13 protein-coding genes and 1 pseudogene are annotated in these 19,363 nt (G+C 68.8%); 6 read left to right on the top strand and 8 right to left on the bottom strand.

Annotated elements, in window-relative coordinates:
* Positions 1–3 precede the first annotated feature (3 nt).
* Positions 4–1,188, top strand: coding sequence for an MFS transporter (locus BN2503_RS05225; protein ID WP_054255581.1), 1,185 nt, complete (start codon positions 4–6; stop codon positions 1,186–1,188).
* A 179-nt stretch (positions 1,189–1,367) separates the two neighbouring features.
* Here BN2503_RS05225 and BN2503_RS05220 read toward each other — a convergent pair whose 3' ends face one another.
* Together BN2503_RS05220 and BN2503_RS05215 are read right to left on the bottom strand one after the other, a co-directional pair.
* Entirely contained in the window at positions 1,368–3,680 is a 2,313-nt protein-coding gene (locus tag BN2503_RS05220; protein WP_054255580.1) for an NADP-dependent malic enzyme, read from the bottom strand.
* A gap of 79 nt (positions 3,681–3,759) precedes the next feature.
* Positions 3,760–5,246, bottom strand: a pseudogene (locus BN2503_RS05215) (nucleobase:cation symporter-2 family protein).
* 212 nt (positions 5,247–5,458) lie between these two features.
* Here BN2503_RS05215 and BN2503_RS05210 point away from each other — a divergent pair.
* On the top strand, positions 5,459–7,228 hold the full coding sequence (locus BN2503_RS05210; RefSeq protein WP_082366500.1) for a methyl-accepting chemotaxis protein: 1,770 nt from the start codon (positions 5,459–5,461) through the stop codon (positions 7,226–7,228).
* 315 nt (positions 7,229–7,543) lie between these two features.
* Positions 7,544–8,404 carry an EAL domain-containing protein gene (locus BN2503_RS05205; protein ID WP_054255579.1) on the top strand — a complete coding sequence of 287 codons (861 nt, stop codon included), beginning with the start codon at positions 7,544–7,546 and terminating at the stop codon, positions 8,402–8,404.
* A 49-nt stretch (positions 8,405–8,453) separates the two neighbouring features.
* Here BN2503_RS05205 and BN2503_RS05200 read toward each other — a convergent pair whose 3' ends face one another.
* From BN2503_RS05200 to BN2503_RS05185, 4 genes are all read right to left on the bottom strand, one after another.
* On the bottom strand, positions 8,454–9,707 hold the full coding sequence (locus BN2503_RS05200; RefSeq protein ID WP_054255578.1) for a M20 family metallopeptidase: 1,254 nt from the start codon (positions 9,705–9,707) through the stop codon (positions 8,454–8,456).
* A complete protein-coding gene (gene uraD, locus BN2503_RS05195) occupies positions 9,704–11,479 on the bottom strand; it encodes a 2-oxo-4-hydroxy-4-carboxy-5-ureidoimidazoline decarboxylase (protein WP_054255577.1) in 1,776 nt (591 codons plus the stop codon). The genes BN2503_RS05200 and uraD overlap by 4 nt, the downstream gene beginning before the upstream one ends.
* 80 nt (positions 11,480–11,559) lie before the next feature.
* A complete protein-coding gene (gene puuE, locus BN2503_RS05190) occupies positions 11,560–12,525 on the bottom strand; it encodes an allantoinase PuuE (protein ID WP_054255576.1) in 966 nt (321 codons plus the stop codon).
* Positions 12,526–12,538: 13 nt separating this feature from the next.
* Positions 12,539–13,204 carry a GntR family transcriptional regulator gene (locus tag BN2503_RS05185; RefSeq protein WP_054255575.1) on the bottom strand — a complete coding sequence of 222 codons (666 nt, stop codon included), beginning with the start codon at positions 13,202–13,204 and terminating at the stop codon, positions 12,539–12,541.
* A 103-nt stretch (positions 13,205–13,307) separates the two neighbouring features.
* Between BN2503_RS05185 and BN2503_RS05180 the strand changes: the two genes are divergently transcribed.
* From BN2503_RS05180 to BN2503_RS05170, 3 genes are all read left to right on the top strand, one after another.
* Complete coding sequence (locus tag BN2503_RS05180; RefSeq protein WP_054255624.1) at positions 13,308–14,654, top strand: glycerate kinase type-2 family protein; 1,347 nt, start codon at positions 13,308–13,310, stop codon at positions 14,652–14,654.
* 75 nt (positions 14,655–14,729) lie between these two features.
* Positions 14,730–15,509 (top strand): hydroxypyruvate isomerase, encoded by a 780-nt coding sequence (hyi, locus tag BN2503_RS05175; protein WP_054255574.1) that lies wholly within the window; start codon positions 14,730–14,732, stop codon positions 15,507–15,509.
* Positions 15,510–15,666: 157 nt separating this feature from the next.
* On the top strand, positions 15,667–16,545 hold the full coding sequence (locus tag BN2503_RS05170; RefSeq protein ID WP_054255573.1) for a class I SAM-dependent methyltransferase: 879 nt from the start codon (positions 15,667–15,669) through the stop codon (positions 16,543–16,545).
* A 40-nt stretch (positions 16,546–16,585) separates the two neighbouring features.
* Here the strand turns inward: BN2503_RS05170 and BN2503_RS05165 are convergent, their stop codons facing one another.
* Together BN2503_RS05165 and BN2503_RS20445 are read right to left on the bottom strand one after the other, a co-directional pair.
* Positions 16,586–18,844 carry a TonB-dependent receptor gene (locus BN2503_RS05165; protein ID WP_054255572.1) on the bottom strand — a complete coding sequence of 753 codons (2,259 nt, stop codon included), beginning with the start codon at positions 18,842–18,844 and terminating at the stop codon, positions 16,586–16,588.
* Between the two features lie 101 nt (positions 18,845–18,945).
* Positions 18,946–19,305: a DUF2946 family protein gene (locus BN2503_RS20445; RefSeq protein ID WP_054255571.1), complete on the bottom strand. Its 360-nt coding sequence runs from the start codon at positions 19,303–19,305 to the stop codon at positions 18,946–18,948.
* Positions 19,306–19,363 lie beyond the last annotated feature (58 nt).

Raw genomic sequence — 19,363 nt, 5'->3', positions numbered from 1 at the left:
CCAATGCCTTCAGACTGCCCCCGCGCGCCCTCTTCCACCGCCGCCGTCCTGGCGCTGGCCGTGGGCGGCTTCGGCATCGGCACGGGTGAGTTCGCCATCATGGGCCTGCTGCCCGAGGTGGCGGCCGACCTGGGCGTGTCGATCCCCACAGCGGGCCATGTCATCAGTGCCTACGCGCTTGGCGTGGTGGTCGGTGCGCCCGTGCTGGCGGTGCTGGGCGCACGCCTGCCACGGCGCGCATTGCTCATGGCGCTGATGCTGTTTTTTGCGCTGGGCAACTTCGCCAGCGCACTGGCACCGGGCTACCTGTCGCTGAACCTGCTGCGCTTCGTCACCGGGCTGCCGCACGGCACCTATTTCGGCGTTGCCGCGCTGGTGGCGGCAGGGCTGGCGCCGCCCGGGCGACGTGCCGCCGCCGTGGGGCAGATCATGATGGGGCTCACCGTGGCCGTGGTGGTGGGGGTGCCACTGTCGGCCTGGATGGGCGAGGCCCTGGGCTGGCGCGCGGCTTTCGCGCTGGTGGGCGCCATCGGCCTGCTGACGGTGTGGCTGGTGCACCGCCACGTGCCCCACGAACCCGCCCCGGCAGCGGCCAGCCCGTGGCGCGAGCTGCAGGCGCTGCGCCAGCCGCAGGTGTGGCTCACGCTCGGCGTGGGGGCGGTGGGCTTTGGCGGGCTGTTCTCGGTGTTCAGCTACATCAAGCCGACGATGCTGGAAGTGGCGCATCTGCCGCCCCAGGGCCTGCCGTTCGTGCTGGCGCTGTTCGGGCTGGGCATGGTGGCGGGCAACTGGATCGGCCCGAAGTTCGTCGACCGGCACCTCATGGCCACCATTGCCGGTATTTTGCTGTGGGGCGCGGCCGTGCTGGCGCTGTTCGCGCTCACGGTGCCGGTGCTGCCGCTGGCCGTGGCAGGCACCTTCCTGGTGGGCACACTCGGCGCCCTGGGCCCGGCGCTGCAGGTGCGCCTGATGGACGTGGCGGGCGAGGCCCAGACCCTGGCCGCCGCACTCAACCACTCGGCCTTCAACGCCGCCAACGCCCTGGGCGCATGGCTTGGCGGCATGGCCGTGCTATGGGGCTGGGGCTGGGCGTCCACCGGCTGGGTCGGGGTGGCGCTGGCGCTGGGCGGGCTGGCCGTTTTCGCCGCCTCGGCAGCGCTGCAGCGACGCGCCCCGGTGCGCGGCTGACGCGCCCCCTGCGAGCCGCACGGCATACGGCATACGGCACCCCACGCAACACACCATTTGCTATCAATTAAAGAGCTGCTAGCGCTTTCTGGGAAAGCGTTGCAGCCCGATTTGGCATAAAAAAACCCCATGCACCCTGAACGGGCGGATGGGGCTTTGCACGCCAGACGCTAGGGCGTTCAGCCGTTGCTGCGCCGCGCGGCGCTGCTGGCCACGGCCAGGGCCGTCATGTTGAGCACCCGGCGCACGGTGGAGGCCGGCGTCAGGATGTAGGCCGTGCCCGCCACGCCCATGAGAATCGGCCCCACGGTCACGCCGCCGCTGGTGGTGGTCTTGAGCACGTTGTAGAGGATGTTCGCCGCGTCCAGATTCGGGCAGATCAGCAGGTTGGCCGAGCCGGTGAGGGTCGAGTCGGTGAGGTAGGCGTTGCGCAGGTTGGGCTCCAGCGCTGCATCGCCGTGCAGCTCGCCGTCGCACTCGATCTCGGGGTGGCGCGCCACGAACAGGTCACGCGCCTCGCGCATCTTGCGCGCCGAGGCACGCTTGGACGAACCGTAGCTGGAGTGCGACAGGAACGCCACCTTGGGCGGAATGCCGAAGCGGCGCACTTCCTGCACCGCCGCCCAGGCGATGTCGGCCAGCTCCTGCGCCGAAGGGTTCTCGTTCACGTAAGTGTCAGCGATGAACAGCGTGCCCTGGTTGGTCATGAGCGCATTCAGCGCTGCGTACTGGGCTGCGCCAGGCTCGCGCCCGAGGATGCTGTGGATGCGCTCCAGGTGCGTCTCGTAGGTGCCCACCAGGCCACAGATCATGGCGTCGGCATCGCCGAGCTTGACCATCAGCGAGGCGATGATGGTGTTGGAGCGGCGCACCGCCGCCTTCGCCACCTCGGGCGTGGCGCCGTCGCGCTTCATGAGCTGGTGGTAGTGCTCCCAGTACTGGCGGAAGCGCGGGTCATCGGACGGGTCGCAAATCTCCACGTCCTTGCCCGGCTGCATGCGCAGGCCCGCTTTTTCGATGCGCGCCTGGATCACGGCGGGGCGGCCGATCAGGATGGGGCGGGCAATGCCGTCGTCAAGGGCGATCTGCGCCGCGCGCAGCGCGCGCTCGTCCTCGCCATCGGCGTAGGCCACGCGCTTTTGCTCTGCCGGCAGGGCCTTGGCGGCGTTGATGACTGGGCGCATCAGCATGCCGGTCTGGTACACGTAGCGCGACAGGCTTTCCTTGTACGCCTCCATGTCGGTGATGGGGCGCGTGGCCACGCCCGACTCGAGTGCGGCCTGGGCCACGGCGGGCGCAATCTTCAGGATCAGGCGCGAGTCGAACGGCGTGGGGATCAGGTAGTCGGGGCCAAACGACAGCTCCTTGCCCGCATAGGCGGCGGCCACTTCCTCGCTGATGTTCTCCTTGGCCAGCGCGGCGATCTGGCGCACGCAGGCGAGCTTCATGGCCTCGGTGATCTTGGTGGCGCCGCAGTCCAGCGCGCCACGGAAGATGTACGGGAAGCACAGGACGTTGTTGACCTGGTTCGGGTAGTCCGAGCGGCCTGTGGCGATGATGCAGTCCGGGCGCACGGCCTTGGCCAGCTCGGGGCGGATTTCCGGCTCGGGGTTGGCCAGCGCCAGGATGATGGGCTTGGCCGCCATGGTCTTGACCATCTCGGCCGTGAGCACGCCGGGGGCCGAGCAGCCCAGGAACACGTCGGCACCGTTCACCGCGTCGGCCAGGGTGCGCGCCTCGGTCTTCTGCGCGTATTGCGCCTTGGACTCGTCGTAGCCGCCGGGGCGGCCTTCGTAGATGATGCCCTTGGAGTCGCACACGAAGATGTTCTCGCGCTTCACGCCCAGGCCCACCATCACGTTCAGGCAGGCAATGGCGGCGGCCCCCGCGCCCGAGACGGCCACCTTCACATCACCGATCTGCTTGCCCACCAGCTCCAGGCCGTTGAGCAGCGCGGCGCTGCTGATGATGGCCGTGCCGTGCTGGTCGTCATGGAACACGGGAATGTTCATGCGCTTGGAGAGTTCGCGCTCGATGTAGAAGCACTCGGGCGCCTTGATGTCCTCCAGGTTGATGCCGCCCAGCGTGGGCTCCAGGCTGGCGACGATCTCGATGATCTTGTCGGGGTCACGCGCGTCCAGTTCGATGTCGAACACATCCACGCCGGCGAACTTCTTGAACAGGCAGCCCTTGCCCTCCATCACCGGCTTGCCGGCCAGCGGGCCGATGTCGCCCAGGCCCAGCACAGCGGTGCCGTTGGTGATGACGCCGACCAGGTTGCCGCGCGAGGTGTAGTCAAAGGCCTTGGAAGGGTCGGCCTGGATATCCAGGCACGGGTAGGCCACGCCGGGCGAGTACGCCAGCGACAGGTCGCGCTGGTTCGACAGCGCCTTGGTCGGCATGACAGCGATCTTGCCCTTGACGGGGCTGCGGTGGTATTCGAGTGCGGCTTCGCGCAGGGCTTGTTCAGCGGCGGACAGGGTTTTGCTCATGGGACAGTCCAGAAAAATAAGGCTGCCAACGCGCAGGCTGGCAGCCCTCCATCATAGAACGCACCTTGCGGCGTGCGACTCAGTGCGCTTCCGCCTGGCGCGCCGCCTCGACGGCGCTGGCAGCATCGCCACGGGCACCGTTGAAGAAAAGGTTCAGCAGCACGGCAGTGAGCGACGACAGCAGGATGCCCGACTCGATCAGCGGGTGGATGGAATGCGGCATCCACTGGCGGAAGTTCGGCGCCACCAGCGGCACCATGCCAATGCCGATGGACACGGCCACGATCATGGCGTTGGAACGGTTGACCTTGAAGTCCACCCCCCCAGGATGCGGATACCGGTGGCCGCCACCATGCCAAACATCACCAGCCCGGCGCCGCCCAGCACCACGGTGGGCAGCGACTCCACCAGCGCGGCCATCTTCGGCAGCACGCCGAGCACAATCAGGATCACGCCACCAGCCACACAGACAAAGCGGCTCTTGACACCGGTGACCGCCACCAGCCCCACGTTCTGCGAAAAGCTGGTGTACGGGAAGGTGTTGAACAGGCCGCCGATGAGCGTGCCCAGGCCGTCGGTGCGCAGCCCACGCGTCAGGTCGTCCTGGCTGATCTTGCGCTCGGTCATCTCGCCCAGTGCCAGGAACATGCCGGTGGACTCGATCATCACCACGATCATCACCAGCGTCATGGTCAGGATCAGGATGGGGTCGAAGATCGGCATGGCGATTTCCAGCGGCAGCACCAGGTCGAACCATTCGGCCTTGCTCACCTTGTCAAAGTTCATCAGCCCCATCAGCGTGGCCACCACGGCGCCGATGACGATGCCCAGCAGCACCGAAATATTGGCCACGAAGCCCTTGGCGAACTTGGCAATCAGCAGGATGGACAGGAGCACCAGCGCCGAGATGCCCATGCCCGTGAGGTCGGCATAACGCGGGTTGGGCACGGTGGGCATGATGGCCAGGCCCTTGGGCAGAGGCGGTAGCGACGAGCCCGGCGCACCTGCCATGGCCTGCGCCTCGGCCAGCCACTTCAGGTGCTCGGGGTTGACCACGCTGGGTGCCGTCGGGCCCACGGGGTTGCCGAAGATCCAGTTGATGCCCACGCGCATCAGGCTGATGCCGATCACCGTGATGATGGTGCCGGTCACCACCGGCGGGAAAAAGCGCAGCATGCGGCTCACCGCCGGGGCGATCAGGATGGAGATCACCCCCGAACCGATGACGGCACCGAAGATCAGCCCGGCCCCCACCTGCCCGCCGTTGCTCTGTGCCATGGACACCATGGGCGCCACGGCCGCGAAGGTCACGCCCATCATCACTGGCAGCTTGATGCCGAACCACTGCGTAGCGCCCAGGGCCTGGATCAGCGTGACCAGACCACAGCAGAACAGGTCGGCGGAGATGAGCTTGGCCACCTGGTCGGGCGTGAGGTTCAGCGCCCGGCCGACGATGAGCGGCACGGCCACGGCACCCGCGTACATCACGAGCACATGCTGCAGGCCCAGGGCCGTCAGCCGCCCCATGGGCAGGTGTTCATCGACAGGGTGGACGTTCGTGGGCATGTGGCTTCCTCGGGTCAGTTTTTCGCGCGGCCGGCACGCCGCAATCCATACAAAAAGTGTATACAGATGCACCAAAAAGCCGCCATACGGGTGAACCCTGGTTGCCGCGAACGCCCGCTGCCAATGGCTTTCACGTCGATAGAAATTAACCATTGAATGAAAAGCATACATTTATATAATTAATTTCACACTTTTAAACAAATGGACACTCCATGCCGTTTTCCCAAATGAGCGTCGCTGCGCGCCTGTATGCAGGGTTTGGTCTGATCCTGGCACTGCTGGCCGTCGTCACCGGCATCGCCATGGCCAAGGTCGAGCGCATCAACGGCGCGCTGCGTGCCAACAGCGAAGAACACGTGCAGGTGCAGCGCTACGCCATCAACTTCCGTGGATCAGCGCATGACCGCTCCATCGCGGTGCGCGACGTCGTGCTCGGCAACACGCCGGCCGAGCGGCAAAAGGAGATCGCCACCATCGCCGCCCTGGCCGCCTTCTACGCAGAATCCGCCGGCCCGCTGGAAAAGCTCATTGCAAGGCCAGGCGCCGCGCCCGAGCTGGCGCGCCTGTATGCCGACATCCGCGCCATCGAGGCCAAGGCGGTTGCCACCACCCAGGCCATCATTGCCCAGGCCGAGGCGGGGGATGCCGCCGCGCGCGAGGCGCTGTGGCAGCAGGCCAAGCCCCAGTACGTGCAGTGGCTGGCAGCGATCAACCAGCTCATCGACTTCGAGGAAGCCCGTATCCAGGCCGAGAACCGCACCGCGCTGGAGCAGGCGGGCGGCTTCTTGGCCGTGATGCTCACGGCGCTGGTGCTGGCATTGCTGCTCAGCGGTGCGGTGGCATGGATCGTGGCGCGCAGCATCCTGCGCCAGCTCGGCGCCGAGCCGCGTGCGCTCGCCGAAGTGGCGCACCACGTGGCGCAGGGCGACCTCGGCCCGGTGGCGGGTGCTGCGCAAGCGCGCCCCGGCAGCGTACTGGCCTCGCTGGGTGCCATGCAGGCCAGTCTGGCCGCCGTGGTCGGCCAGGTGCGCCAGGCATCCAACGCAGTGACCACGGGCTCGCAGGAAATCGCCAGCGGCAACACCGGGCTGCTGCAGCGCACCGAGGCGCAGGCCGCCAGCCTGCAGCAAGCGACATCGTCGATGGCGCAAATGACCGCTTCGGTCCGGAACAACGCCGACTCGGCACGCCAGGCCACGCAGCTGGCCGCATCCGCCAGCGAGACCGCGCACAAGGGCGGCGTCGTCGTCGGCGAAGTGGTGAGCACCATGCATGAGATCACCGCCAGCTCGCGCAGGATCGGCGACATCATCGGCGTGATCGACGGCATCGCCTTCCAGACCAACATCCTGGCGCTGAACGCCGCCGTGGAAGCCGCGCGCGCAGGCGAGCAGGGCCGGGGCTTTGCCGTGGTAGCGGGCGAGGTGCGCTCGCTGGCCCAGCGCTCCGCCGCTGCGGCGCGTGAAATCAAGGCACTGATCGACAACAGCGTCGCCAAGGTCGAGGAAGGCTCGCGCCTGGTGGGCGACGCCGGCGCCACCATGACCGACATCGTGGACCAGGCACAGCGTGTGGCCGGTCTGATCGCGCAGATCAGCGCCGCCACGGCCGAGCAGACCGAGGGCATCGCACAGGTCGGCAGCGTCGTCACCCAGCTCGACAGCGCCACGCAGCAGAATGCGGCCCTGGTCGAGCAAAGCGCAGCCGCCGCTGAAGCCCTGCAGCAGCAAGCCGCGCAGCTGGCCACGGCGGTGAGCGTCTTCACGCTCGACGGCGACGGGCAGGCCCGGATGCCAGCACGCACCGCATCCACGCCACCGCGCACAGCCACGGCGCGGCCGCTGCCGGCAGCGGCCAAGCCCTTGCCCGCCGCAGGCACGCCGCAGCCCCGCCCCCCGGCGCTGCGCGCCGCACCGGCCAAGCTGCCCCAAGCCCGCCGCAGCACGCAGGAGAGCCACGATGCCGAGTGGGAATCTTTCTGACGGCCAGACCCCGCCGGCCACCGCAGTGCTGGCCATCGCCATGCCCAGCGCGGCGCGCCTGGAGGCCATCTTCGGTGTGCAGGCTGCGCAGCTGGCACTGCGCGAACTGGGCGATGCCGCCGGTGCGCTGATGCGCCGCCTGCTGGCCCAGCACGAGATCGTGGCGCAGCACCGGCAGGACGCGGCTGGGCGCTGGTCGATGCTGTTTCGCCTGCGCCGCAGCACGCTGGTGCGCGACCTGCAGGAAACCTGCAGCGCCATTGAGGCTGCAGGGCACAGCCGCTGCCGGCCCAGGTACTGGGCACCGGCACGGGCATGCGCATGCCGCTGGTCTTGCTGGCGCGCCCATTGGCGGCCGATACCTGGGCCGCGCACGGTGGCCAATGCCCACCTGACTGGCTGCAGTCCGCGCCGCACTCCCCGCCTTGCGGCGTCTCGGGGGAAAACACAGCAGCGCTCGTGGCAGACCTGCTGGCCGGGCCGCAGGGCATGCGCACACTGCTGCAGCCCATCGTGCGCCTGCACGACCGGGCCATCGTCGGCTACGAAGCGCTGTCCCGGGGGCCGCAAGGCAGCGTACTGGAGTCGCCGGACCGGCTCTTCGCCGCCGCCAGCGCCTGCGGCCGTACGCTGGACATGGAGCTGCACAGCGCCACGCTGGCGCTGCAGCGCACCCAGGGGCGGCTGCCGCCAGGCTGTTTTTTGAGCGTCAACCTGGGCCCGCAGGCCTTGGCCTGTGCCGCGCAGAGGCTACCGCTGGGGGGGCGCCAGGACGTGCTGCTTGAACTGACCGAGCACCTGCCTCTGGACGGTGCCCTGGAGCTGTCTGAGGCCGTGTCCAGCCTGCGCGCGCAGAACGTCGGCCTGGCGCTGGACGACACCGGGTGCGGCTTTGCCGACCTGGATACCGCGCGCGTGCTGCAGCCCGACATCGCCAAGCTGTGCATTACCGTGGTGCGCCACGCAGGCCAGGGGGGCCCGCTCGACGCGGACATCGCCCACACCGTGGCGCAACTGCACCAGCTGGGCTGCCGCGTGCTGGCCGAGGGCGTGGAGACACAAGCGCAGCACGAGGCGCTGCACGCCTACGGCGTGGAGCTGGCACAGGGCTGGCTGTATGGGCGCCCGGTGGCCGTCGATACCGCGCTACGAAGTTTGAGCCAAATAAGGCGCTAGCGCTTACCCAGCAAGCGCTAGCAGCTCATTTTTCAGGAGCAAAAGACCGTCAGCCCAGCAGGTCGTGCAGCGTGCGCGCCACCACCTTGGTGGCGCGGCGCAGGTCTTCCAGATCAAGGCGCTCATCCGCGCGCTTGGCGTGCGACTCAAGCACCGTGCGCGGGCCCGCACCGTAGATCACGCCAGGGATGCCGCGCTCCACGTACAGGCGCACGTCGGTGTACAGCGGCGTGCCCACCGCCGGGGGGCGGGCGCCAAACACGGCCTCGCCGTGCTTCTGGATGGCGTCCACCAGCGGCTGGTTACCGGGCAGCGGCGTCATGGCGTTAGCCAGCAGCAGGCGCTTGATGTCTGCGCGCACGGCGTCCTCGCCTGCATAGCCGCGCTGGGCATTGAAGGCGTCCACCGCCTGGGCGATCACGGCGCGGATGCTGGCTTCCACCGCGGCAGGGTTTTCCTCGGGGATCATGCGGCGGTCGAGCTTGAGCACCACCTTGCCCGGGATCACGTTGGTGTTGGTGCCGCCTTCAATGCGGCCGATGTTCAGGTACGGGTGCTTGATGCCCGCCACCTTGGACGTCAACTGCTGGTACTTCACGTTCTCGGCGTACAGCGCGTTCATGATGGCCACGGCGCCCTGCAGCGCGTCCACCCCGGTGTGCGGCACGGCGGCGTGGGCCATCTTGCCGTGCACCGTCACCTCCATCTGCAGGCAGCCGTTGTGGGCCGTCACCACCTCGTAGCTGAAGCCAGCGGCCACCATCAAATCGGGCTTTGTCAGGCCCTGGGCCAGCAGCCAGCCGGGGCCGAGTTCGCCGCCGAACTCTTCGTCGTAGGTGAAATGCAGCTCCACCGCGCCCTTCGCGGGCTTGGCCACGGCTTCGAGGGCACGCACGGCGAAGGTGAAGGTGGAAAAGTCGCTCTTGCTCACCGCCGTGGCGCGGCCGTACATCTTGCCGTCCACGATCTCGGCGCCGTAGGGGTCGTGCGACCAGCCCTCGCCCGGCGGCACCACGTCGCCGTGGGCGTTCAGCGCAATGGTTTTGCCACCGCCGCCGTAGGGGCGGCGCACGATCAGGTTGGTGATCGACGCCATGCCGTAGGCACGCACCTGGTCCTCGGGCACGGGGTGCTTTTCGGCTTCGAAACCGAAGCCCTTGACCAGCTCGGCAGTGCGCTCGGCATGCGGCGCGTTGTTGCCCGGCGGGGTATCGGTGGGCACGCGCACCAGTTCCTGCAGGAAGCGCACCTGCTCATCGAAGTGCTGGTCGATCCAGGCGTCGAGTTGTTCGTAGGTAGTCATGGGGTTTCCGTGGCGATCTGGTTCAGGACATGGGTAAAGGCGTCGACGGCCAGCTGCATGTCGTCGCTCGTGGTGCTTTCCAGCGGGTTGTGGCTGATGCCGCCGTTCAGGCCGCGCACAAACAGCATGGCCTGGGGCATGACCTCGTGCAGCTTCATGGCGTCGTGGCCGGCACCGCTGGGCATGCGGTGCAGCGGCACGCCCAGGGCCTGCACGGCGCGTTCCCAGCGCTGCTGCCACGGCGCGCTGCTGGGCGCGGCCGAGGCCTTCATCGACAGCTCGGCCGTGTAGCGCAGCCCGCGGCGCGCGGCGATGGCGGCCAGCTCGGCCAGCACATCGGCAACCAGGGCGTCGCGCTGCGCGTCGGTGGGCGCGCGCAGGTCGAGCGAGAACTGGCAGCGCCCCGGCACCACGTTGACCGAACCCGACGGCACCTGCAGCTGGCCGATGGTGGCCACGCTGTCGCCATCCCGGGCGGCGCGCTTTTCCAGGTACAGCGCCAGCTCGGCCACGCCGGTGGCGGCGTCGCGGCGCTGGTCCATGGGCGTGGTGCCGGCATGGCTGGCCATGCCCAGCATCTCGCACACGTAGCGCGCGCTGCCGTTGATGGAGGTGACGATGCCCAGCGGCAGGTCCAGCCCATTGAGCACCGGCCCCTGTTCGATGTGCACCTCGACGAAGCCCAGGTAGCGCGCGGGATCGCGGCGCAGCTTCGGGATGTCGTCAATGCACAGGCCCGCGTGCTGCATGGCCTGGCGCAGGGTGATGCCGTCGGCATCTTTTTGCTCCAGCCAGGCGGGCTGGAAGTCGCCAATCAGTGCCCCCGAGCCCAGGAACGTGGCTTTGTAGCGCTGGCCCTCTTCCTCGGCGAAGGCCACCACCTCCACGCCAAAGGGCAGGCGGCGGCCGGCACGGCGCAGTTCGCGCACGCTCGCCATGGGCACAAAAATGCCCAAGCGCCCGTCGTACTTGCCGCCGTTGCGCACGGTGTCGTAGTGGCTGCCCGTCAGCAAATACTTGGCCCCCGCCACCGCCGGGTGGTAGCGCCCCACCACGTTGCCCACGGCGTCGATCTCCACCTCGTCAAAACCGCAGTCGTGCATCCAGTGGCTGATGCGCTGGGCGCAGGCGCGGTGGGCGTCGGTGAGGTAGGTGACCGTGAGCTGGCCTTTCTCGGCATAGCCCGGGTCGCTGTGCTGCGCCAGCTTTTCCTGCCAGTCCCACACGTCGTTGCCGAGCTGGGGCACCACGCCGAACTTGTCGTTCAGCCGGATCTCGGCAATGCGGTGGATGTTGCGCAGCGCCTCGGCCAGCTCGAAGTCGGGCGGGTTGTCCAGGCGGCGCGCAAAGGTGTCGATGATCTCCTGCTTGGCGAGCCCCGTGCCGCGCGGCCCGCGCACCGCCAGGATGAACGGGAAGCCAAAACGCGCGTTGTAGTCGGCGTTGAGCTGCTGGATGCGCGCAAACTCCTCGGGCGTGCACTGCGTGAGCCCGGCCTTGCTCTGCTCGTTGGTCGACTCGGCCGTGAGCGTTTGCGCCACCATGGCCTTGCCCGCCAGCTCGGGGTGGGCGCGTACCAGCGCCACCTGGGCTTCGCGCGGTGCCTGTGCCAGCACGCGCACCATGGCGTGCTTGAGCGCCGCGAGCGAGCCAAATGGCCGCGCCGCCAGGGCCTGGGCTGCAATCCAGGGCGTGTGCTCGTACAGTCCGTCGAGCATCTGCGCGGCTGCTTCGGGCGTGGCGGCGTTGAGTTCTTGCAGGGTCAGGGGCATGGGTCTCACTCTCAAAAATAGGAGCTGCTAGCGCTTATCCAGCAAGGGCCAGAGGCACTTTTCTTCTGAAATCAGCGCATTCACGGTGCCGGATACAACTGCGCCCAGTGGCGCGCCAGGTCAATGCGGCGGCAAATCCACACCTTGTTGTGCGCCTGGATGTGGTCCAGAAAGCGCTGCAGCGCCGTGATGCGCCCGGGCCGCCCCAGCAGGCGGCAGTGCATGCCGATGCTCATCATCTTGGGCGCGTTGTCGCCGGCCGGGTCGCCCTCGGCGTAGAGCGCGTCGAACGTGTCCTTCATGTACTGGAAGAACGGGTCGGCGTGCGAGTAGCCCTGGGGCAGCGCAAAGCGCATGTCGTTCACATCCAGCGTGTAGGGCACCACCAGTTGGTGGTGCGCGCTGCCGTCGCTCTTGGCCACTTTCATCCAGAACGGCAGGTCGTCGCCGTAGTAGTCGCTGTCGTAGGCAAAGCGCCCGTCATCGGCCACCAGGCGGTGGGTGTTGGGGCTGTCGCGGCCGGTGTACCAGCCCAGGCCGTGGTCGCCGCCCTGGCCGTAGAGCGTGTCGAAGATTTCCATGCACTGCGCCATGTGGGCGCGCTCCACCGCCTCGGGCACGTTCTGGTAGTGGATCCACTTCAGGCCGTGGCAAGCCACCTCGTGGCCCAGCTCGGCAAAGGCCTGGGCCACCTCGCGATGGCGCTGCAGTGCCGTGGCCACGCCAAACACGGTGAGCGGCAGGCCGCGCTTTTCAAACTCGCGCAGGATGCGCCACACGCCGGCACGGGCGCCGTACTCGTAAATGCCCTCCATGCTCATGTGGCGCTCGGGGTAGGCCGCCGGGTTGAACATCTCCGACAGGAACTGCTCGCTGGCCGGGTCGCCATGCAGCACGCAGTTCTCGCCCCCCTCTTCGTAGTTCAGTAAAAACTGCACCGCCACGCGCGCGCCGCCGGGCCAGCGGGCGTGCGGGGGCGTGCGGCCGTAGCCGATCAGGTCGCGTGGATAGGCAGCGGTGGCGTCGTAAACGGCGGAGGAGTTCATGTGCGCAAATGCCTCAGGAAAGGGCTAAAGACAGTTCGTTGACCGGCTGCTCGCGCTCGAAGGTCAGGCTGGCCTCGACGTTCTGCAGGTGCTCCTGCATGAGCCGCACGGCCAGCGCCTCGTCGCGCGCCGCCAGCGCCTTGACGATCTCGGCATGCTCTTCGTGCGAGTGCTCGGCAGCGCTGGCGCTCTGGTACATCAGGGTGATGAGCGCGCAGCGCGAGATCAGCTCGCCCAGCAGCTGCGCCAGCACCTGGTTGCCCATCAGCTCGGCCATGCAGACGTGGAAGTCGCCCAGCAGCTCGGTGCGGCCGGGCACATCGTCCTGTGCAACGGCGGCCTTCTCGCGCGCCACGTGTTCGCGCAGGGCGCGCACCTTGGCGGGCGTGACCTCGCGCACGAAGGCACGCGTCATCTCCGTCTCCAGCATGCGGCGCACGGCAAACACCTGCTTGGCCTCTTCCACCGAGGGCGCGGCCACGAAGGCGCCGCGCGCGGGCTCCAGGCGGATCAGGCGGTTTTGCGACAGCTGGAACAGCGCCTGGCGCACCAGCGTGCGCGACACGCCGAAGTGGTCGGCCAGCTTCTGCTCGGCCAGCTTGGTGCCGGGGCGCAGCCGGTGCTCGACGATGGCCCGGGTCAGGCTCTCGACAATGAAACTGGTGGTGGACGTTTCCATGGCCGCATGATAACGGCGGCGACAGAATGTGTATACACTTTTGGTAGACCGACACCTAGGCACTTCCCCTGATACCGTGGCGGAAACTGCCGAAAGACATGCCGTGACCGCCCACCCATTTGCCCCCACCCCCACCCCCGACCCGTTCCGCACGCCGCGCGCCTTCCTGGAGCATCTCTACGGCGTGGCCGTGCGCCAGGCGCTGCCACGCTTCACCCTGGGCGCGTTCCTGCAGCCCCCGCCGGCCCCGGGCGGGCGCACCCTGGTGCTGGGCGCGGGCAAGGCCGCCGGCGCCATGGCCCAGGCACTGGAGGCACTGTGGCCCGCGGACGCGCCGCTGTCTGGCCTGGTGGTCACGCGCTATGGCCACACGCCGCCGCGCCCTGCCGGGCTGGTGCAGCGCATCGAGGTCGCCGAGGCTGCCCACCCCGTGCCCGATGCCGCCGGCCAGGCCGCCGCCGAGCGCATGCTGGCGCTGACCCAGGGGCTGAGCGCCGGCGACCTGGTGCTGTGCCTGGTCTCGGGCGGCGGCTCGGCACTGCTCACGCTGCCCGGCGAAGGCCTGACGCTGGCCGACAAGCAGCGCATCAACCAGGCCCTGCTGGCCAGCGGTGCCACCATCGGCGAGATGAACAGCGTGCGCAAGCACCTCTCGCGCATCAAGGGCGGGCGCTTGGCTGCGGCCTGCGCGCCGGCGCGCGTGGTGACGCTGTGCATCAGCGATGTACCGGGCGACGACCCCTCGGTCATCGCCAGCGGCCCCACCGTGCCCGATGCCAGCACCTGTGCCGACGCGCTCGCCATCCTGGCGCGCTACGGTATCGACGTGCCGCCCCCCGTACGGGCAGCGCTGCAAGCCGGCGCCTGCGAAACACCGAAGCCGGGCGACCCGGCCTTCCACGGCCACGCGGTGCACCTGATCGCCACGCCGCGGCAATCGCTGCAGGCGGCGGCCACGGCGGCACGCGCCGCAGGCCTGGCGGCCCATGTGCTGTCAGACGATATCGAGGGCGAGTCGCGCGAGGTGGGCAAAGTGCACGCCGCCCTGGCACGCGCCGTGGCGCGGCATGGCCAGCCTTTCACGCGGCCCTGTGTGCTGCTTTCGGGTGGGGAAACCACCGTCACCCTGCGCCCCCAGCCGCCGGGCACGCCCCCGGGGCGCGGTGGCCGCGCAGGCGAGTTCTGCCTGGGGCTGGCGCAGGCGCTGCAGGGCGCGCCGGGGGTGTGGGCACTGGCGGCCGACACCGACGGCATCGACGGCGTGGAGGACAACGCCGGCGCCCATGTGGCGCCCGACACCCTGGCACGCGCCCAGGCCCTCGGCCTGCGCCTGGGCGCGCACCTGGACCGCAACGACGCCTGCGGCTTCTTCCAGCCGCTGGGCGACCTGTTCGTCACCGGGCCGACCCACACCAACGTGAACGACTTCCGCGCACTCCTTATTTTGTAGCACCTAGCGCTTTCTGTATAAGCGCTGAAGGCCAAAAACACTAAAAATCCCCCTTTCGCTCCTGGAGACCTGCCCATGCCCCGCTTCTCGGCCAACCTCAGCATGCTTTTCACCGAAGTGCCTTTCCTCGACCGTTTCGAGCGCGCCGCGCAGGCGGGCTTCGAGGCCGTGGAGTTCATGTTCCCGTACGCCCACAGCCCGCAGGAAATCAAGGCCCGGCTGGATGCCACAGGGCTGAAGGCCGTGCTGCACAACCTGCCCGCCGGCGACTGGGAAGGCGGTGATCGCGGCATCGCCTGCGACCCCGCGCGCGTGGCCGAATTCCGCGCTGGCGTGGCGCGGGGCGTGGCCTACGCCACCACGTTGGGTGTCCCCCAGCTCAACTGCCTGGCGGGCAAGGCCCCTGTGGGCGCCGATGACGCGCTGCTGCGCCGCACCTTCGTCGACAACCTGCGCTTTGCCGCAGCCGCCTTGCACCAGGCCGGCCTGCGCCTGCTGGTGGAGCCCATCAACCGGTACGACATACCGGGCTTCTACCTCCAGCGCACGGCACAGGCGCTGTCCGTGCTCGACGAAGTGGGCGCCCCCAATGCCTTCGTGCAATACGACATCTACCACGCCCAGCGCACCGAGGGCGAGCTGGCCGCGACGCTGGCGCAGCACCTGGCACGCATCGGCCACATCCAGATTGCGGACAACCCCGGGCGCCACGAGCCCGGCTCCGGCGAGATCAACTACCGTTTTCTCTTCCAGCACCTGGACCGCATCGGCTACCAGGGCTGGGTCGGCGCAGAGTACCGCCCCGCCAGCACCACCGAGGCCGGGCTGGGCTGGCGCGCTGCGCTGTGCCGCTGAGAACGTGTTTCCGTGCGGCCAAGACCCGCCGGGTACCTTTTGTTGCAGCGCACCGTCTTGATTCAGCACAAGGTATCGGCCACCACCGATTGCCGGGCCCCGGCGTGCACCGTAGATTGCGGCGATCGCCACCGTCGCTGGCGCCGAGGGTTCTTCCATGCAACACGGGCTGTCGTTCTTCTCACCGCCTCCCGCGCCATCGCCCCCGCGGGTGGCGGCGCCTGCCACCGAGCCGCTGCACGCCGTGCCCAGCACGCTGCTGATTCCGCTGGCGGCGCGCGCCCGGGGCGATGCCCTCTTTCCCCACCTGGCCTGCCACGATACCGAGGCCCAGCGCCAGTTGGCCGCCCTGAACACCCGGGTGGACAGCTACCTGGCCGACTACCCCACGGTGCTGAACATCCTGTGGCGCACGCGGCGCGTGCGCGCGGCGGGAGAGGCTTTCTTCGCGCGCCACCCGCTGGCCTGGGGCGTGAACCTCGGCTGCGGCCTGTCGCACTACTTCCAGTGGCTCGACCAGGGCCGCAACACCTGGCTCGACGCCGACCTGCCCGAGGTGATGGCGCTGCGCCGCACGCTGGCACCGCACAGCTCCCCACGCTTGCGCCAGGCCATGCTCGACTTGCGCAATCCCCAGTGGTGGCAGGCGCTGCACCTGCCCCGGCGCGCGCTGGCGCAGCCCTTGTTCATGCTGTGCGAGGGCGTGTTGATGTACCTGCAGCCTGCGCAGGTGCGCCAGGTGCTGCGCGAATTCGCCACGCAAGCACCAGCAGGCTCGCGCCTGCTCATCGACACCCTGTCCCAGTGCGCCGTGGGCCAAGCGGGCCTGCACGCCAGCGTGTGCCGCACGGGTGCGCAGTTCCACTGGGGCATCCGGCACATGCGCGAGCTGACCGACTGCCATCCCCGGCTGCGGCTGCTGCAAACGCACAGCGTGGCCGAATGCTACGGCTGGGCCGGCCTGGCCATGGAGGCGCTGTGGCGCCCCTGGTTCAGCGCGCCGCTGTACGGCCTGGCCGAACTCGGGGTGGAATAGCCGGGCAGCGCAGGCGCCGCCCCACCGCCCGGCGACGGGGTCAGAACTTGACCGTCAAACCCACGCTGAGCGATCGGCCCATGCCCGGCACCGAAACGCCCCAGGGCACGGCTGTGCCGGCCATGGTCATGCCCTGCCCCAGGTAGGCACCGCCCTGCGGGTGGTAGTACATGCGGTTGAGCAGGTTGTCCACGCCCACGTCCAGGCGCACCTGTTGCCAGGCGTAGCTGGCGCGCAGGTTGAGCAGGCCGTAGCCCGGGGTGCTGACTTCGTTGCGCACCTGGGACGTGCGGGTTTTGGCCGCCACCAGCAGCCACTCTGCCGACGCCGTGAAGCCCCCCTGGCGCTGCGTGAGCGCCAGGCGTGCGTTCAGCGGCATGGTGTTGTACAGGCCATCGCCGGTGCTGCGGTTCTTGCCCTGCACGTAGCTCACCGCACCGCCCAACTGCCAGCGCCCCCAGGCACCGGCTTGCCCCAGATCGGCGAAGCCCGACAGGTCCATGCCGTACAGCCGCGCGTCCTGGTTGGCGAAGCGCAGGTACACAAAGCCCTGCGTGGCCGTGCGGTTGGCTGCCGTGCAGGCCGACATGGTGCCCGCGCCGCTGCAGCGTTCGGCGTCGATGTAGTTGTCCACATAGCTGAGGTAGGGGGTGAACTTGATGCCCCAGCGCTCACCGCTGGCGTCGTGCCAGTCGGCGGTGGCGCTCAGCGTGTTGGCCACCTCGGGCTTCAGGTCGGGGTTGCCCACGTAACCGTTGCCGTCACCCGCCATGTTGACCATGCGCATGGCCATCCCGCCCGTGGACCAGGCGTAGCGCTCGTACAGATTGGGCGTGCGCGACTTGTGCGCAAAGCCGAATTCATAGCTGGCGTTGGCGCTGGCGGTGTAGCGTGCCAGTGCAGTGAAGTCGAGGTTGTTGTCACTGCGCTGGCGGTCACGCGCGTTGAAGGCCTGGGCCTCCATGGCATAGCCGCTGTTGTAGCCCTGCACCGGCCCACTGTCGGTGCGCACGCGGCTGGCGCGCAGTCCGGCCTGTGTCAGCCACTGCGGACTCCAGCGCGCCTCCCACTCTGCGAACAGGTCCAGGCGGTCGCGTCGGCCGTCACGGATGTTCCAGAACGTATCTGGCGCCATGCCGCCACCGGAAGGCAGCCACCAGTCGTCCAGGCGGTAGTTCTGCGCCTCGCCCCCGACACGCAAGGTGTCACGCGCAGACAAGGGGATCTCGCCGCGCAGCTGTACGCCCGTGGTCTTGCCCTCGGTGTCCATGGGCATGCCCGGCACGTTGTTGGCAGCGCCGTACCAGAACTGTTTGTCGGAGCCGAAGTTCATGCCGTGGCGGGTGCGCTCGTGGTAGGCCCGCGCCTGCAGCTGCCCCCAGTCAAACTGGCCCTGGTAGCGCAGGTTGAGCTGCTGGCTGTCGTTGCGCGTCATGTCCATGCGCTGGTTGGGAAAGTTCTGGTACGGGATGTCCTGCACCCCCAGGCGCATTTCCACCAGTTGCGTGGCATCGCGCAGTGCATAGGTCAGAGCGTGGTTGCGCGTTTTGTAGCTGCTGGAGCCCACTTCGTCGCCCCCCAGCCACTGGGCAGGTTTGTTGCTGGCAGCGGGCCCGGCGGCCTTGAAGGCCCTCGCAGCCTTGTAGTTGTCCGATTGCGCCGCCGCACCGTCGTAGCGCAGACTCATCTGCTCGGTGGCATAGGTGGCCGAGGCCCGGGCGCCGCTGGCGTTGCCGTTGCTGCGGTAGTAGCCACCCAGCTCGCCCTTGAGCAGGCGCGCCTGGCCGGGCTCGGCGAACTCCGGCGGCGCCGACTCCACCTGGATCGTGGCGCCAATGCTGTCGCCCCCAACGCTCACCGGCGTGATGCCGGCGAACAGGCGCACGCTGCCCACGCGCGCCGGGTCGATGTACGACAGCGGCGGGTTCATGTGGTTGGCGCACGAGGAAACCAGGTCCATGCCATCCACCTGGATGCGCAGCCGGTCGTCCGACAGCCCCTGCACACTGGGCAGGCTGGACACGCCGCCTGCGCCCACCAGGCTCACGCCGGGCAGGTTGCGCAGCAGCTGTGCGGTGTCACTGTCCCAGGCGCGCCCGGCCTGCAGGCTGGCGGCGTCGGCGGCACTGGCGCCCAGCGGCTGGGTCGCGGAACGAGGGGCCGTCACATTGACGGCGTCCAGCGCCCTTTCCTGGGCGCCAGCGAGCAACGGCAGGGTGGCAAGAAAGGCACAAAGAGGGCGCAGCGCAAGGCTGCGCGGGCATGCCGCACGGGCGTGCCAACGGTTTTCACGGTTCATGGCAAATCAAAAACGAAAAGGGACGGGCCGTGTGCGCGCGGCAGCGAACAGCACGCCGACACGGTCACAGAAACCAGGCAGAAAAAGACTCAGGCGAACACTCAGGCCCAAGGCGGTGCCTGCGCAGGCGGGCGCTCATAGCTGCGCAGCAGCGTGCGCAGTGCCTCGGGCTCCGGCAGGGTAGGACGCGATGCCTGCAGTGCCAGGCCCGGCACTGCAGAGGCAGTGCTGGCGGGCGCCAGCCCCGTGCCGGACACACTGCAGACGGGACACCCCTGCCCATGGTGGCCCATGGGGTCGGTGTCCTGCACCGGCACACTGGCAGCGCCGGATGCGTCGGCCACCTGCACGGAGCAAATATCGCCATGCAGGTACTGCGCCGACAGCCACCGCGCCAGGTGCGCGGTGCTGAGCTGCCCCATCCACAGCTGCCCCAGCAGCGCCAGGGCGGCAAGGGCCATGCCCAAGCCCCAGCGGCGGTGGCGAGAGAAAGAAGCGGGAGCAGTCACGGGCGGCCAT

This window comes from Paenacidovorax caeni (genome assembly GCF_001298675.1).
Lineage (GTDB): Bacteria > Pseudomonadota > Gammaproteobacteria > Burkholderiales > Burkholderiaceae_C > Paenacidovorax > Paenacidovorax caeni.
This window is presented reverse-complemented; position numbering and strand designations above follow the sequence as displayed.